The organism is Streptomyces sp. NPDC058650 (assembly GCF_042717315.1).
Taxonomy (GTDB): domain Bacteria; phylum Actinomycetota; class Actinomycetes; order Streptomycetales; family Streptomycetaceae; genus Streptomyces.
Window position 1 is genome coordinate 182832 of record NZ_JBHXRL010000006.1, and the last position, 14748, is coordinate 197579.

The window sequence follows — 14748 nt, forward strand, 5'->3', positions numbered from 1 at the left end:
TAAGTGACCAACACCCCCGACGCCCCTGACGTCACCTTGCCCGACGGGATACCCGACCCGGTATCCGACGAGACATCCGTCCCTGTCACCGCCGCCGAACTGCCCGCGCTGCGCCGACGGATTCAGGCCGTCCTCATCGCCACCCAGATCCTCGGCGGCCTCGGCATCGCCATCGGCTTCGCGCTCGCCGCCGTGCTGGCCAAGGACGTCAGCGGTACGGAGGCGTTGTCCGGTCTCGCCTCCACGGCGTCGGTGGCCGGTCCCGCGCTGCTCGCCATGCCGCTGGCCGCGCTGATGGCCTCGCGGGGGCGCCGGGCGGGGCTCGTCCTCGCCTACCTGCTCGGGGCGCTGGGAGCTGTGGTGGTGGTGCTCGGCGCGGCCGTCGAGAGCTTCCCGCTGCTCCTCGTCGGACTCGTCGGCTTCGGCGCCGGCTCCTCGGCCAACCTGGCCGCCCGCTTCGCCGCCGCCGACCTCGCCGAGCCCGACCGCAGGGCCCGGGCCATCTCCACCGTGGTGTGGGCGACCACGATCGGGGCGGTACTCGGACCGAACATCGCCGCACCCGCCGGGGAGAGCGTGTCCGGCCTGGGCATACCCGCCACGGCCGGCCCCTTCGTCTGGGCCGCCGGCGTCTTCGTCGTCTCGGCGGCGGTCGTCGCGCTCCTCCTGCGCCCGGACCCCCTCCTCACCGCCCGCGCGCTCGCGGATCCCGGGGCGGGCGAGCAGCCGGAGGGCCGCTCCCTGCGCGCCGGAATGCGGGCGGTACGGGAGTCGCCGCAGGCCCGGCTCGCCCTGGTCACCGTCGCCGCCTCGCACACCGCGATGGTCTCGATCATGTCGATGACCCCGATCGCGCTGACCCACCACGGCGCGGGCATCCAGCTGATCGGCCTCGTGATCAGCGGGCACATCGCGGGCATGTACGCCTTCTCGCCCCTGATGGGCTGGCTGTCCGACCGGCTGGGCCGGCTGTCGGTGATCGGACTCGCCGTCGGGCTGATCGCCGTGGCGTCGCTCATCGCGGGCACGGCGGGGCCGAGCCACGGCCGGACGGCCCTCGGTCTCTTCGTCCTCGGCCTCGGCTGGTCCGCCGGGCTCGTGTCCGGCTCGGCGCTGCTCACCGACTCGGTGCCGCAGGCCGCGCGGGCGGCCGTCCAGGGTCTCTCCGACTTCGTCATGAACACGGCCGCCGGGGTCGGCGGGCTCGCGGCGGGCCTGATCGTCTCGGAGGCGGGCTACGGACCCCTCAACGCGATCGCCGCGTGTCTGTTGCTGCCGATGGCGGCGCTCGCGGTCCGCGGCGCCCTCCGGAAGCCCGAACCGGGCCTGCGCTGAAACCGCGCCGAACCGGTCCCGCCCTGAGCCTGGCCCGGCGGGTGGGCGTGCCCACCGGCGCGGGCCGGTCAGCGCGGTACGGCGGGTGACGTGGCCCCGCGCGCCAGCTGCCGCGGCGCCCCCGTACCGTCGGCCGGTACGGACCAGACCGCTCCCCCGTATCCGTACGCGAGGGTCTCCGGGTCCGTCCACAGGGCCTGGTCGTCGATGCCGCGCCGCTCGGCGACGGGGTGCTCGCGCCCGGAGCGCAGGTCGTACACGTACAGCCGCCACGGCTCGCGCGGGCCTTCGGAGACCCGCTTCTTGAAGGCGATCCGGGTTCCGTCCGGGGAGAGCGACGGGCATTCGACGTTCTCCCGCAGGGTCCGGGCCGACCAGTTCGCCATGTCGCCCTCGACGAGATGGGTGCGCCCGTCCGTCGAGACGGTGGCGTAGAAGCGGTTGTCGTCCGCGGCGAAGGAGACGCCCCAGTAGTTGACGTCGGGGGCGTGGTACCGGCGTCCGCCGAGGGTCAGCGGAATCAGCTCGATGTTCTTCACGAGGTACCCGGTGCGCAGGTCGAGGATGGACGTGCGGGTGGAGAAGGACGAGCGCGCGTAGGAGTCGCCGGTCGCGAACATCGTCCAGGAGAGCATGCGCCCCGAGGCGGAGACGCGGGCCCGGCTGGGGATGCCGGGGAGCGCGATACGGCGCACTTCGCGCAGCCGGCGGTCGAGGACCAGGGCGTACGAGCGGGCCGGGACGCCCGGTCGGCGCACGAGGCAGAGGGCGGTGGGGCCGGCCGCGTGGAAGCGGTCGCAGGCGGGCCCGTCGGCCACCCGGCCGCCGGCCACGGCCGGGTCCACGCGCGCGACGCGCCCGGTCGCGGTGTCCCTGACGTGGAGCGCGCCGGGGCGGCCCCCGTCGAGGGTGAAGCCGGCCACCGGGGCCGCGGTGGCCCCGGCCTGCCGCCCGGACGCCGCCCGCAGGGTGTAGGCGGTCGCGCCGCCGCCCAGCAGGACGAGGGCGAGGACGAGGATCCACACGCGCGCGTGGCGGGACAGGCGGACATCGGTCACGGCGTGCATGGGTCAGTCCTCTCGGAGGGTCTGGGGTGAGGCGGGCGGGAGAGCCGCGGGCGGGGCGCTCGCGCAGGGCAAGGGACTCGCGGGGGGCGGGGCGCTCGCGGCAGGCAGGACTCGGGCGGCGCAGCACAGGGCCGCGGCAAGGGCCAGGAGCGCCACCACGAGGGCCGCCTCCGGCCCGCTCGCCGTCCAGACGGCGCCGAACGCGACGGCGGCGCCGAGCCGGGCCAGTGCCTGCGCGGTCTGGACGAGCGCGAGGCCGCCCGCCTGGCGCCCCTCGGTGAGGAAGGGGCCGGTCAGGGCCATCAGGACGCCGTCGGTGGCCGCGTAGAAGGTGCCTATCAGCACCAGGACGCCCCCGACGAGGAGGACGTCCGGTACGGGGGCGAGGAGCAGTCCGTACGCGAGGAGCAGGGCCCCGTGCCCGTACAGGAACGGTCGGCGGCGGCCGACGCGGTCGGCGAGGCGGCCCACCGGGACGGCGAGCAGCAGATAGACACCGGCGGCGCCGAGCGGCAGGAACGGGAACCAGGTGGCGTCGAGTTCGAGCCGTCGCTGGAGCAGCAGGTACAGGAAGGCGTCGCCGACGGTGGCGGCGCCGAGCAGGCCGGCACAGAGGAGGATCCGCCGGTACGCGGGCGAGCGCAGCGCGGCGAAGACCCCGCCACGCGCGCGTGGCGCCGCTTCGGCGGCCTGCGCCTTCTCAGGCCGTCGTGCCGCCGAGTCGCGACGCCCCGGGACGAGCAGCACCCACAGCAGGACGCCGAACAGTCCGACGCAGAAGCTGACGGCGAAGACCGCCTCGTACGCCTCGGCCGTGGCCCACAGCAGGGCGAAGGCGGCCAGGGGGCCCAGGAGGGCTCCGGTGGTGTCCATGGCGCGGTGTGCGCCGAAGGCACGGCCCAGCTCGTCCGGCGGGCTGTGCAGGGTGATGAGCGCGTCGCGCGGGGCCGTGCGGACGCCCTTCCCGAGCCGGTCGGCGGCGAGCGCGGCGGCGATCCCGCCGGCCGAGCCGCCCGCGAGGAGGAGGCCGAGCCGGGAGCACGCCGAGAGTGCGTAGCCGAGCCCCCCGACCTGTTTGTGGCGCCCTCCGCGGTCGGCGGTGGCGCCGCCGAGGATCCGTACGAGCGCGGTGGCGCCGGTGGAGAGCCCGTCGAGCAGCCCGAACTGGAGCGGGGAGAGGCCGAGTCCGACGACGAGGTAGAGCGGCAGCACGGCGGTCACCATCTCGGAGGAGATGTCGGTGACCAGGCTGACCGCGCCGAGGGCGAGGACGGTGCCGGGGACGCGCCGCCGGACCCCCGAGGGGGCGGGCGGCGCGTCGCGGCGACCGGTGGTCGCGAGGTACATCAGTGGCAGGTGTAGGTCGGGCCGGAGTCCTTCACCTGGTTGTCGGTGCCGACGTACTGCCAGGTGTAGGTGGTGTCGGTGAGGTCCAGCTTCAGGACGCCGTACGGACCGCTGATCCGCTTCTGGCTGTTCGGCTGGACCGTCTCGATGTCGTAGGGGTCGGCGCCGCCCATGCCCCCGACGATCTCGACGATGCCGTCGGCCGTGGCGCGGCCGTTCGGGTCCTGCGGGGCGAACCGCTCGTAGTGGTGGTCGTGTCCGTTGAGCACGAGGTCGGCCTTGGCCCCGTACAGGATCTCCCAGACCGGCCGGGAGACGGGGTCGTTGCCGTGGCCGCCGGAGGAGTACAGGGGGTGGTGGAAGTAGGCGGCGAGGCAGCCCTTGGTGTTGCGGGCGAGGTCGTCCTTCAGCCACTGGATCTGGGCGGGGTCGTCGAAGGAGTTGGAGTCGAGGGCGACGAAGTGCCAGTTGCCCTGGTCGTAGCTGTAGTAGGGCTTGCCCTGGGGGTAGGCGATCGCGCCGAAGTACGCCTTGTAGCCGGCGAGGGAGCCCGCCGGGTCGTAGGTCTCGTGGTTGCCGGGCACCGGCCGCGTCTTCGCCTTGAAGACGCCCCAGGTCTTGTCGTAGTAGGCGCGGAAGTCGGAGAGCAGGGCGTCGTCGTACTGGTTGTCACCCATCGTCAGGTAGAACGACGGGGCGATCCGCTGCGCCAGCGCGGCGGTCTTGGGGTGGGCGCAGGAGCTGCTGGAGGCTGTGCACTGGGCGGCGATGTCCCCGGCCGCGACGACCGTGAAGGCGCCGGTGGGCGGGGGTGTGGTGCCGGTCGTGCCGTAGGCCTCGACCGCGAAGAGGGAGTAGCCGTACGAGGTGCCGCGGGCCGTCCCGTAGACGCGGAGGTGACGGCCCTTGCCGGTGAGTCCCGTCCAGTCGTCCGTCCCGCCGTTTCCGGCGGTCTCGGTGGCGAGGCGGGTCCAGGTGGTGCCGTCCTCGGAGATCTCGACGCGGTAGGCCTTGGCGTAGGCGGCCTCCCAGACGAGGCGGACGCGGGAGACGGTGGCAGAGGCGCCGAGGTCGACCCGGATCCACTGGGGGTCGGAGCCTTCGGCGCTGGCCCAGCGGGTGGTGGAGACGCCGTCGAAGGCCTTCTCCGGGCCGAACGTGCTGTCCTCGACGGACGAGGAGGTGGCCGGCCGGCCCTGGGAGATCAGCGGATCGGCGGCGGCGCCGGCCCGGTCCGGGTGGGCGAGCAGGAGGCCGCCGACAAGCAGCAGGACGGCGGTGAGGACGAGGGTCAGACGGATGGTGGGGAAGGGGGTGGTGGGGGTGCTGCGCGGTGGTGTGGAGGCGTACAGGCGCATACCTGGGCTCCCTGGCCTGAGGGGTCGGCGAGAGCTGGACACCGGTGCGGAGCACGAGGGCCCTGCCGCGTGGCGATTCGGACGCCGCGCGGCGGGGTGGTGCTCGGCGGCCGGGTCAGAGCTCTCGCTGAGCGCGTCACGCCCGTGGGGACGGGCGCCGCGCCAAGCCGCTGGCCGGGATGCTAGCCGATAGGAAGGTTTCCTACCAGACCTTCAACTCCCCATGCCTCCACACGGACTTCAGGTCTGCCACCGCGGGCATCGGAAAGGCCCCGAAGGGGCTAGGGCGGGCCTTGGCGGGCCTCGGGAGGGCCATGGGAGGCATGAGAAAGGCCTCGCGTAACCTCGCGAAACCTCGGGAGGCCTCAGAGGCTGATGTGGTACGCCTTGCGCAGGGTCTCGTGCACGGTCCAGGTCGTCCGGTCGCCCTCGCGCAGCACGCACGCGTCGCCGGGCCCGATCTCCAGCGTCTCCCCGCCCTCGACGGCGACGGTCGCCCGTCCGCTGACCACCACGAAGAGCTCGTCGGCCTCGGTATCGGTGACGACGCCGGGCGTGATCTGCCAGATGCCGCGCACCTGCTTCCCGTCGGCGGACTCCCACAGCACCTTGCCCGTCACCTCGGGCGTGCCGGAGACGATCTGGGCGGGGTCGAGGGGGTCCGCCTCAAGCTCCGCGTCGGGGATGTGCACGGCGAAGGAAGGCACGTCATGTGTCGTCATGGGCGGTGACTGTAGCGGGGGTCCGGAGCGCTTCGAGGACCGGGATCGGGTGGAACAGATCACTCCGCTTCGTCTCCCATCAGGCGACCTACCCGAATGCGACGACGGCGACGGATTCCGCACCACCCTCCCGGCGAAGCGCGGCGGGGCGCCTCGGCCGTCCGCGACGACGGGACCGGAGACGCCGTCACGGAATCCGCAGGAGCGCCCGGGGATGGCGGGTGTGTGGCAGGAGGTCGCCACCGAGGTTTGCGGGGCCCGTGGTCGCGCCAGGAATGGGACATGTCCACACAGGTGTCCGAAGAGGTACGGGAGGCGCTCCACGAGGGCCGTCCCGTCGTCGCGCTGGAATCGACGATCATCGCCCACGGTCTGCCCCGTCCGCGCAACCTCGCCGTGGCCCTGGAGCTGGAGGAGCTCGTACGGGCCGGGGGCGCCGTCCCCGCCACCGTCGCCGTGGTCGACGGCACCGCCCGGGTGGGCCTGGACCGTGCGGCACTGAACCGGATCGCGGAGGACCCGGCGGTACGGAAGCTGGGTCACCGCGATCTGGCCCCGGCCCTGGCGACCGGGGTGACGGGCGCGACGACGGTCTCGGCGACGGCATGGCTCGCGGACGCGGCGGGCATACGGGTGTTCGCGACCGGCGGCCTCGGCGGCGTACACCGCGAGTGGAGCGAGACGCAGGACGAATCGGCCGACCTTCGGCTGCTCGCCGAGGTCGGGATCACGGTGGTGTGTGCCGGGGTGAAGTCGATCCTCGACGTGCCGGCGACGCTGCAACGCCTGGAGACGCTGGGGGTGACGGTCGTCGGATACGGCACGGAGCATTTCCCCGGGTTCTACCTGTCCTCCTCGGGCGAGCCCGTCGACTGGACCCTGCGGAGCCCGGAGGAGGTGGCGGGGGTCATACGGGCCCAGGACGCGCTCGGCGGGCGACAGGCCTCGCTCGTCGTGGCCAACCCGGTGCCGGAGACGGAGCAGTTGGACCCATCGCTCCACGACCGGGTCCTCGCACAGGGGCTCGCGGCGGCGAGGGAGAAGGCGATCACGGGGCAGGCCGTGACGCCGTTCCTGCTCGAATACCTGACGGTGCACACAGCGGGGGCGTCCCTGGAGGCGAACCTCGCGGCGGTACAGGGCAACGTCCGGCTCGCGGCCAAAATCGCGACGGCGTACGGCTCGGGGACGCCCGGCTCGGGGACGCCCGGCACGGGGGCTGCCGGCGCGGGCGGCCGGTGAGGCGGCCGGGGCGCGCGCTGCTGGTCGTCGGGGACGTGGTGACGGATGTCGTCGCCCGGCACCGGACGCCCCTCGCGCCCGCGACGGACACGGCGGCGGAGATCCGGACTCTCCCGGGCGGCGCCGGGGCCAACGCGGCCTGCTGGGCGGTGCGTTCCGGGTGCGGGGACGTGCGGCTGCTCGGCCGGGTCGGGACGGACGCGGCGGACTGGCACGAACGGGCGCTGATCGGGGCGGGGGTGCGCCCACTGCTCGTCCGGGACGCGGAGGCGGCGACGGCCACCGTGATCGCGCTCGTCGACGCCTCGGCCGAGCGGACCTTCCTCACCGACAGCGGCGCCGCGCTGCGCCTCTCCCCCGCCGACTGGAGCGCCGGCCTGCTCGACGGCGTGGCCGCGCTGCACCTCTCCGGCTACCTGTTCTTCGCCCCGGCGAGCCGCGAGACGGTCCGGCGGGCGCTGCGGGACGCGCGGGAGGCGGGCGTTCCGGTGAGCGTGGACCCGGCCTCCGCGGGTTTCCTCGCGGAGCTGGGGAGGGACGGGTTCCTGACGGCGACGGCGGGCGCCGACGTGCTGCTGCCCAACGCCGACGAGGCCCGGCTGCTGGCCGGAGGCCGTGAACCGGAAGCGGCGGCCGCGGAACTGAGTCGGCGCCATCCGCTCGTCGTGGTCACCCTCGGACCGGCGGGTGCGCTGGTCGCCGAGGGCGGCGCGGTCACGGCACGGGTGGCGGCGACTCCGGTGCCCGCGGCGCTCCGGGTGGATTCGACGGGCGCGGGTGACGCCTTCACCGGCGCGTTCCTGGCCGCCCGGCTCGCGGGCGCGGACCCGGTGAAGGCCGCTGAGGCGGGATGCCGCGCGGGCGCGGAGGCGGTCACCGTCGTGGGAGGCAGACCCCAGGACCCCGCGCCCAGGGCGACCGGTTAGCCCTCCGGCGGATCCGGGCCTGGGCCGTGTCCGGAAAGCAGCACCGGCTCAGGCGGGACTTTCCGGACTCGGCCAAGAGGGTGTCTATCCCCCGGACCGCAGCCCGGTCCAGGCCGGGTGGCGCGGGTCGTCGGCGCGTACGACGGCGTCGGCGGTCGCGGCGGGGTCGACCTCCGCCTCGTAGCGGGCGAAGGCGGGCAGCGTCCAGGACTCCTCGGTGCGCCGGGCGAGGGCGGCGGCCGAGAGCCGCAGGTGCACGGTGAGGTCGAAGGGGAACCAGTGGCCGAGGAGGAACGGCCCGTGGAGCAGGAGCACGCCACCTGGCGGCAGCGTCACGTACGGGCTGCGGGTCGCCCGGTCCGTGGCCTGGTCCCACAGATCGGGCAGCACGCGTCCGGTGCCGCCGGGTTCCAGCGGAGCGAAGACCTCGCGCCACAGGGCCTTGATGTCGGTCCACCCGTCGTAGTACGCGTCGGGGTCGCGCTTCCCGTACTCGTACCGGAGTGAAGCGGGACGCAGGAAGCCGCCGGTCCCGGCCACGTGGACGGCGCGGCCGCGCGCCCGGAGCGCCTCGGCGAGGAGTCCGGCGAGCTCGCCGCCGGGTGCGGCGGGCGGCCCGTCGATGCCGACCTTGAGCCATGGTCCGCCGTCGCCGGGCGTGGCCGCGTCAAGGTGCCCGGCGAGCGTGCCGGCCAGCCGTTCCCAGGTGATCGCCTCGTACCGCATCCCACTCATCCTGCCGCCACTTCCCCCGTCACCGCGCGTTCCCGCTTGACCTTGTCACTGGCGTCACCGTTCGACCATCGGATTCATGGACACCATCACACCCACCAGGGTCGTCGTCGTCACCGGCGCGGGCACCGGCATCGGCCGGGCCACCGCGCGCGCCTTCGCCGGACAGGGGGCGACGGTCGTCGCCGTCGGCCGCCGGAAGGAGCCGCTGCGCGAGGCCGCCGAGGGACACCCCGGGATCCACCCGTTCGTCGCGGACGTGACGGCGGAGGGGGCGGCCGCGGGGATCGTCGAGGCGGCCGTGACCGCGCACGGCCGCCTCGACGTCCTCGTCAACAACGCCGGGATCTCCGCCGGCGGCCCGCTCGGCACCCTCGACCGCTCCGTGATCACCCCGCTCCTGGAGACGAACCTCGTCGCCCCCGTCCTCCTCACCCAGGCCGCGGTCCCCGCGCTCAGGAAGTCCCGGGGCGTGGTGGTGAACGTGTCGACGGCGATCGGGCAGCGCGGCTGGCCCGCCAACTCCGTGTATCCGGCGACCAAGAGCGCACTGGAGACCCTGACCCGGTGCTGGGCGCTGGAGCTCGCGCCCGACGGCGTCCGTGTGGTGGCCGTCGCGCCCGGCGCGATCGAGACCCCGATCGCCGACCACATGGGCCTCTCCCCCGAGCGGTTGAGGGCGCTGCGGGCGTGGCAGCTCGCCCACACGCCACTGGGCCGGATCGGCAGGCCCGAGGAGGTCGCGCGGGTGATCACGTCGCTCGCCTCGCCCGACGCCGGCTTCCTCACGGGCACCGTCCTGCCCGTCGACGGGGGCGCGCTGGTCACGTGATACGACTGCGTGAGGAGGTGGCGCCCTTGCGCATCGGTGAACTGGCCCGGCGGACAGGGGTGTCGCCCCGCGCGCTGCGCCACTACGAGCAGGCGGGACTCATCGCGTCGGCCCGGGCGGACAACGGATACCGCGTGTACGAGGAGGGCGCCGTCGCGCGCGTGGCCAACATCCGGTACCTGCTGGACGCCGGGCTCACGCTCGACGACGTGTCCGCGTTCCGCTCGTGCCTCGACGGGGACGTCGCGTCGGCCGCGCCGTCCGCTCGCGGACTGGAGATCGCCCGCGAGCGGCTGGCCGTCCTCGACGCGCGGATCGCGGCGCAGACGGCGGCCCGGGACCGGCTCGCGGCGTCCCTGGCCCGGTCAGCCCCCGGATCGCCGGCCGAGTACCTGGCGGATGCTCAGCCCTGGGCGCAGGCCGGGGCCGGCTCGTCGATCGAGAGCGGCGCCCCCTTGGGCAGCAGGTAGGTCACGTACAGGACGACCGGCTCGGTGCCGAGGTTGCGGCCGACGTGGACGTGCTTCCCGCCCGATGCCTCGACGAACGCCGCACCCGCCGAGGTCACTTCGACCGAGCAGTCGTCGAGGGTACGGGTGAGCGTACCGGCCTGGACGACGGCGACGAGCTGTCCGGGGTGATGGTGCCAACCCGTGGAGCCGCCGGGGGCGATGGTGATGGTCCGGACGACCACGTCGGTGTCGCCCTTGGGCGGTTTGATCCTCAGCTTGCCGTCCGAAGTGCCCTGGGCGAGCACGGTCCCGCTGACGCCGCTGCCGGGCGTGGCCACCGCCGCGGACGGCACGACCGCCACCGCGGCGACCGTGCCCGCGACGAGAAGACTCCTGAGGCGGCTCGCGACGCGCGCCGCCTCACGTATTCCCAGCCCCATGGAAATGCCCTCCGAGTTCGTGGGGCGGCCGTGCGTTCCACGGCCGCCGAAACGGCCATACGCTACCCGGGAGCGGGAGGTCTCGGACGGGAATTCGATCAAGGAACGCGGGTCAACGGGTCTCCGCGACCGGTGCGAAACGTTCGAGGGCGGCGCGCCCCGACTCGATCGCCCCGGCGAGCGTCAACTCCCCCTCGGCGAGCGCCCGGCAGGTCGCCACGTCGGTCCGCAGCCGGGCATCAGGGGCGTCCGCCGCTCCGTCCCCGTACGCCACACTCCCGTCGCCCCCGACCCGTACGTGGAACTCCCCCTCGTCCAGGGTCACCTGGACGACCCCCGCGCCCAGCTCCGCGAGCGGCCCGAGGAGCGGGATCGCGTACCAGTGCGCGCGGACGGCGTCCGTCGGCCGCGGTTCGCCCAGGTCGGACGCCCCCCACGCGGCGAGCGAGCGCAGGACGGGCAGCAGGTCCCGGCCGCGCGGGGTGAGTTCGTACACGGACGCCGAGGCGGGCGGCGGGAGCCGCCGCCGGGTGACGAGTCCGGCGCCCTCCATGTCCTTGAGGCGGCCGGCGAGCATGTCCGTGCTGACGCCGGGCAGGTCGGCGTGGAGGTCGGTGTAGCGGCGCGGCCCGGCGAGGAGTTCGCGGACGACGAGCAGGGTCCAGCGGTCGCCGACGAGGTCGAGGGCGCGCGCGGCGGCACAGTGCTGGTCGTAGCTGCGGCGTGGCTGACGTGGCATGCGACGCAGTCTAGACATGTTGTTGGACTTTCCAAGCTCGAACTTGGTAAAACCAAGTAACACTGATTCCGGGGACCTGGGGAGGTCGGACATGGAGTTCCGGCAGTCGAGCAAGCTGAGCGAGGTCTGCTACGAGATCCGCGGCCCGGTGATCGAGCACGCCAACGCGCTGGAGGAGGCGGGCCACAGCGTCCTGCGCCTCAACACCGGGAACCCGGCCCTGTTCGGCTTCGAGGCGCCCGAGGAGATCGTCCAGGACATGATCCGGATGCTCCCGAAGGCCCATGGCTACACGGACTCCCGCGGCATCCTCTCGGCGCGCCGCGCCGTCGCCCAGCGCTACCAGGCCATGGGCCTGCCCGAGGTGGACGTCGACGACGTCTTCCTCGGCAACGGCGTGTCGGAACTGGTCTCCATGGCCGTCCAGGCACTCCTGGAGGACGGTGACGAAGTCCTGATCCCCGCCCCCGACTTCCCGCTCTGGACGGCGGTCACCACCCTCGCCGGCGGCAAGGCGGTGCACTACCTCTGCGACGAGTCGGCCGACTGGTACCCGGACCTCGACGACATGGCGTCGAAGATCACCGACCGGACCCGGGCCGTCGTCATCATCAACCCCAACAACCCCACCGGGGCCGTCTATCCGAAGGAGATCGTCGAGGGCATCCTCGCTCTCGCCCGCCGCCACGGTCTGATGGTCTTCGCCGACGAGATCTACGACCAGATCGTCTACGACGAGGCCGTCCACTACCCGGCCGCCTCCCTCGCCCCCGACCTCGTCGTCCTCACCTTCGGCGGGCTCTCCAAGACGTACCGGGTGGCGGGCTTCCGCTCCGGCTGGCTGGTCGTCAGCGGGCCGAAGCAGCAGGCCAGGAGCTATCTGGAGGGCCTCACCATGCTGGCCTCCATGCGGCTCTGCCCCAACGCCCCCGCCCAGTACGCCATCCAGGCCGCGCTCGGCGGCCGCCAGTCGATCCACGAGCTCACCGCCCCCGGCGGCCGGCTGCGCGAACAGCGCGACCGGGCCTGGGAGAAGCTCAACGAGATCCCCGGCGTCTCCTGCGTGAAGCCCAAGGGCGCGCTGTACGCCTTCCCGCGCCTCGACCCCGCCGTGCACAAGATCCACGACGACGAGAAGTTCGTCCTCGACCTGCTGCTGCGGGAGAAGATCCAGGTCGTCCAGGGAACGGGCTTCAACTGGCCGCGCCCGGACCACTTCCGCATCCTGACCCTGCCGTACGCCGACGACCTCGACGCCGCGATCAGCCGCATCGGCCGCTTCCTGAGCAGCTACCGCCAGTGACGTCCCGCCCCCCGGCTGTCATGATCTGAGGGTCCGAAGGATCTTCGGGCGCGGACGAGCGCATCGGCCGAGGACTTCGGCCGAGGAAACGGGGAGGGCCGGCCGGTCATGGATGTGGCGCTGATAGCCGTGATGGGAACGCTGTTGGGTGTGGTCGCCACGCACTGGTTCCAGGGCCGGGCCACGGAGCGGACGGCGGCCCTCGCCCGGAACGAGCAGCTCCGCCAGGAGCGGATCGAGACGTACAGCGCCTTCGCGGGCGCGGTCGTCGACTACCGGCACAGCCAGAACGACCGCTGGTTCCGGGCGGCCATGAAGCCCGGCTCGGAAGAGGCGGAGGAATCCCGTCACGCCTCCTACCGGCAGCGCACCGCCGCCCGGCAGGCCCTCTTCCGCGTCCAGTTGGTCTGCGACGACCCGGAGACCCGGCGGCTCGCCGAGGCGGCCTTCGTGGACTCCCACTGCATGCACGACGCGGTCGACGAGGCGGACCGGGCCCGCCGTTCGGAGAAGGCGAAGGAGGCCCTCGCCACGTTCATCGCCGCCGCCGCGCCCGACGTCCGCTGAGGGGAGGCCGGACGTGGACCTCGTCGCGCCCGTCGTCGTGGAGCCGCTGCGGCGGCGCCGCTGCTCGGAGTGCCACCTGGGGCCCCTGGAACGGATGGTCGTCGAGTACAACGCGCCGGTCTGTCTGGACTGCGCCGACCTCGGCCACCTGGTCTTCCTGCGCCGGGGAGACACGGCGCTCACCCGGCGCGCCAGGGAGGGCAGCGCCCTCTGGGCCGTGGTGGTACGTCACAACAAGCGCCGTACGCGGTACGAGCGTCAGGGCCTGCTCGTCGAAGAGGCGGCACTGGCACGGGCGGAGACGGCCTGCCTGGCGGACGCCGAGGCGCGGGCCAGGCGGCGGACCAGGGGACGCGGCGCGGCGCGCGGCGCTCGACGCCGAGATCACCGCGACCCTGCGGGCCGAGATCCTCCGGTTGTTCCCGTCCTGCCCGGCGGACCGGGCCACGGAGATCTCCGAGCACGCGTCGGCGAAGGGCAGCGGGCGCGTAGGGCGGACGGCCGCGGGCCGATCTCTCGACCGGGGCGCCGTCACCGCCGCCGTACGAGCCTCCGTACGGCATGTCGACACGCCGTACGACAGCCTGCTGATGCAGGGGGTTCCCCGGCACCAGGCCCGGACGAGGGTCGCTCCCGCCATCGAGGCGGTGCTCCGGACCTGGCGCCATGGCGCCGTGGATACGCGCGGCCGGCGACGCGGCTGACGGCTCGGGTGTCAGCGCGCGTCCGCCGGGGTGCGAAGGGAAGACCTCGGGGCCGGTTCCCGGCGCGAGGAGGAGACCGTCAGGCCTGGTCCCCGGTGCGGCGCGCGCGGCGGTACATCAGGGCACCGCCGAGCAGCAGCGCGGCGCTCCCCGCGGCGGCGTAGCCGACGGTGTCCGAACCGGTGGCGGCCAGAGCGACCGACTCGGACTCGGCCTGCGGCGCGTGGGCCGGGGCGGGTACGGGCGCGGGGGCGGGCTTCCCGGTCTCCTCGGCGCGCGGAACCGGCACGTTCCTGACGGGGGTCTGCGGGCGCGGCGTCGGCTTCTCGATCGGCTGGGCGGGCTTGCCGGGGCCGTTGACCGCGGTGTTGCCCACGGCCGGGTTGCCGATGCCCACGACGTTGACCGAGTTCCCGCTGACGTTCACGGGGAGGTCGATCGGCAGCTGGAGGCCGTTGCCGGAGAGGATGCCGGGGGAACCCTCGGTGCGGGTCTCGGCCGTGGCGCCACCGCCGTTGGAGGAACCGCCCCCGTGGGATCCGCCGCCCTGCTCGCCACCGCGCGGGGTGCCGGGCAGGTCCTTGTGCGACCGGCCGCCGCCGTCCTCCTCGCCGTAGCCACCGGGCTCGGGCGCGGCCGACTTGTTGGCACAGCTGTTGCCGGCCGCCGGGTTGAGCAGTCCGATGACGTTGACCGTGTTGCCACAGACATTGACCGGCACGTGGACGGGCAGCTGGACCGTATTGCCGGAGATCACTCCCGGCGAACCGACCGCGGCGCCCTGGGCACCGGCGTCGGCGTGCGCGGCGCCTGCCGAGAGCGCGAGCGCCCCACCCGTGACCATCAGTGTGGCCAGACCACTTCGGCGAATCTGCCTCATGGCTTCCTGCCTTCCGGAGGTGTACACGGGCAAGTGCCCGTACCGGAATCAACGCGACAAACGCGGATGCCGGATCCGGCCGTTGGTGGGATTCACTCCTTC

Annotated in this window: 15 protein-coding genes and 1 pseudogene; 8 read left to right on the forward strand and 8 right to left on the reverse strand. The window is 73.8% G+C overall.

Annotation, left to right across the window (positions count from 1 at the left end; all coding sequences use genetic code 11):
- Positions 1-3: 3 nt before the first annotated feature.
- Positions 4-1335 carry an MFS transporter gene (locus ACFWWU_RS13075; protein WP_384143361.1) on the forward strand — a complete coding sequence of 444 codons (1332 nt, stop codon included), beginning with the start codon at positions 4-6 and terminating at the stop codon, positions 1333-1335.
- 68 nt (positions 1336-1403) lie between these two features.
- Here ACFWWU_RS13075 and ACFWWU_RS13080 read toward each other — a convergent pair whose 3' ends face one another.
- The 4 genes from ACFWWU_RS13080 to ACFWWU_RS13095 all read right to left on the reverse strand — a co-directional run bounded on the left by ACFWWU_RS13080 (position 1404) and on the right by ACFWWU_RS13095 (position 5829).
- The gene (locus ACFWWU_RS13080) at positions 1404-2402 is read right to left on the reverse strand and encodes a TolB family protein (protein ID WP_384143364.1); all 999 of its coding nucleotides are present in this window, start codon (positions 2400-2402) and stop codon (positions 1404-1406) included.
- Between the two features lie 3 nt (positions 2403-2405).
- Positions 2406-3749: an MFS transporter gene (locus tag ACFWWU_RS13085; RefSeq protein ID WP_384143367.1), complete on the reverse strand. Its 1344-nt coding sequence runs from the start codon at positions 3747-3749 to the stop codon at positions 2406-2408.
- A complete protein-coding gene (locus tag ACFWWU_RS13090) occupies positions 3749-5107 on the reverse strand; it encodes a discoidin domain-containing protein (RefSeq protein WP_384143370.1) in 1359 nt (452 codons plus the stop codon). The genes ACFWWU_RS13085 and ACFWWU_RS13090 overlap by 1 nt, the downstream gene beginning before the upstream one ends.
- A gap of 365 nt (positions 5108-5472) precedes the next feature.
- On the reverse strand, positions 5473-5829 hold the full coding sequence (locus ACFWWU_RS13095) for a cupin domain-containing protein (protein ID WP_384143373.1): 357 nt from the start codon (positions 5827-5829) through the stop codon (positions 5473-5475).
- 282 nt (positions 5830-6111) lie between these two features.
- Between ACFWWU_RS13095 and ACFWWU_RS13100 the strand changes: the two genes are divergently transcribed.
- Together ACFWWU_RS13100 and ACFWWU_RS13105 are read left to right on the forward strand one after the other, a co-directional pair.
- The gene (locus ACFWWU_RS13100) at positions 6112-7071 is read left to right on the forward strand and encodes a pseudouridine-5'-phosphate glycosidase (protein WP_384143376.1); all 960 of its coding nucleotides are present in this window, start codon (positions 6112-6114) and stop codon (positions 7069-7071) included.
- Positions 7068-7997, forward strand: coding sequence for a carbohydrate kinase family protein (locus ACFWWU_RS13105; protein ID WP_384143379.1), 930 nt, complete (start codon positions 7068-7070; stop codon positions 7995-7997). Before ACFWWU_RS13100 ends, ACFWWU_RS13105 begins: the two co-directional genes overlap by 4 nt.
- 84 nt (positions 7998-8081) lie before the next feature.
- On the opposite strand, the gene ACFWWU_RS13110 is transcribed toward ACFWWU_RS13105, so the two are convergent.
- The gene (locus tag ACFWWU_RS13110; protein ID WP_384143382.1) at positions 8082-8723 is read right to left on the reverse strand and encodes a uridine kinase; all 642 of its coding nucleotides are present in this window, start codon (positions 8721-8723) and stop codon (positions 8082-8084) included.
- An 85-nt stretch (positions 8724-8808) separates the two neighbouring features.
- Between ACFWWU_RS13110 and ACFWWU_RS13115 the strand changes: the two genes are divergently transcribed.
- Both ACFWWU_RS13115 and ACFWWU_RS13120 read left to right on the forward strand, forming a co-directional pair.
- Entirely contained in the window at positions 8809-9561 is a 753-nt protein-coding gene (locus ACFWWU_RS13115) for an SDR family NAD(P)-dependent oxidoreductase (RefSeq protein ID WP_384143385.1), read from the forward strand.
- Positions 9562-9587: 26 nt separating this feature from the next.
- A complete protein-coding gene (locus tag ACFWWU_RS13120; protein ID WP_384143388.1) occupies positions 9588-10031 on the forward strand; it encodes a MerR family transcriptional regulator in 444 nt (147 codons plus the stop codon).
- On the opposite strand, the gene ACFWWU_RS13125 is transcribed toward ACFWWU_RS13120, so the two are convergent.
- Entirely contained in the window at positions 9965-10453 is a 489-nt protein-coding gene (locus tag ACFWWU_RS13125) for a cupin domain-containing protein (RefSeq protein ID WP_384143391.1), read from the reverse strand. The genes ACFWWU_RS13120 and ACFWWU_RS13125 overlap by 67 nt on opposite strands.
- A 112-nt stretch (positions 10454-10565) precedes the next feature.
- The gene (locus ACFWWU_RS13130) at positions 10566-11192 is read right to left on the reverse strand and encodes a winged helix-turn-helix transcriptional regulator (protein WP_384143394.1); all 627 of its coding nucleotides are present in this window, start codon (positions 11190-11192) and stop codon (positions 10566-10568) included.
- Positions 11193-11283: 91 nt separating this feature from the next.
- On the opposite strand from ACFWWU_RS13130, the gene ACFWWU_RS13135 reads away from it, so the two are divergent.
- From ACFWWU_RS13135 to ACFWWU_RS13145, 3 genes and pseudogenes are all read left to right on the forward strand, one after another.
- Positions 11284-12495: a pyridoxal phosphate-dependent aminotransferase gene (locus ACFWWU_RS13135; RefSeq protein WP_384143397.1), complete on the forward strand. Its 1212-nt coding sequence runs from the start codon at positions 11284-11286 to the stop codon at positions 12493-12495.
- Positions 12496-12603: 108 nt separating this feature from the next.
- Positions 12604-13062, forward strand: coding sequence for a hypothetical protein (locus tag ACFWWU_RS13140; RefSeq protein WP_384143400.1), 459 nt, complete (start codon positions 12604-12606; stop codon positions 13060-13062).
- A 13-nt stretch (positions 13063-13075) separates the two neighbouring features.
- Positions 13076-13766, forward strand: a pseudogene (locus tag ACFWWU_RS13145) (DUF2293 domain-containing protein).
- 79 nt (positions 13767-13845) lie between these two features.
- Here the strand turns inward: ACFWWU_RS13145 and ACFWWU_RS13150 are convergent.
- Positions 13846-14646, reverse strand: coding sequence for a chaplin (locus ACFWWU_RS13150; protein WP_384143403.1), 801 nt, complete (start codon positions 14644-14646; stop codon positions 13846-13848).
- Between the last annotated feature and the right edge of the window lie 102 nt (positions 14647-14748).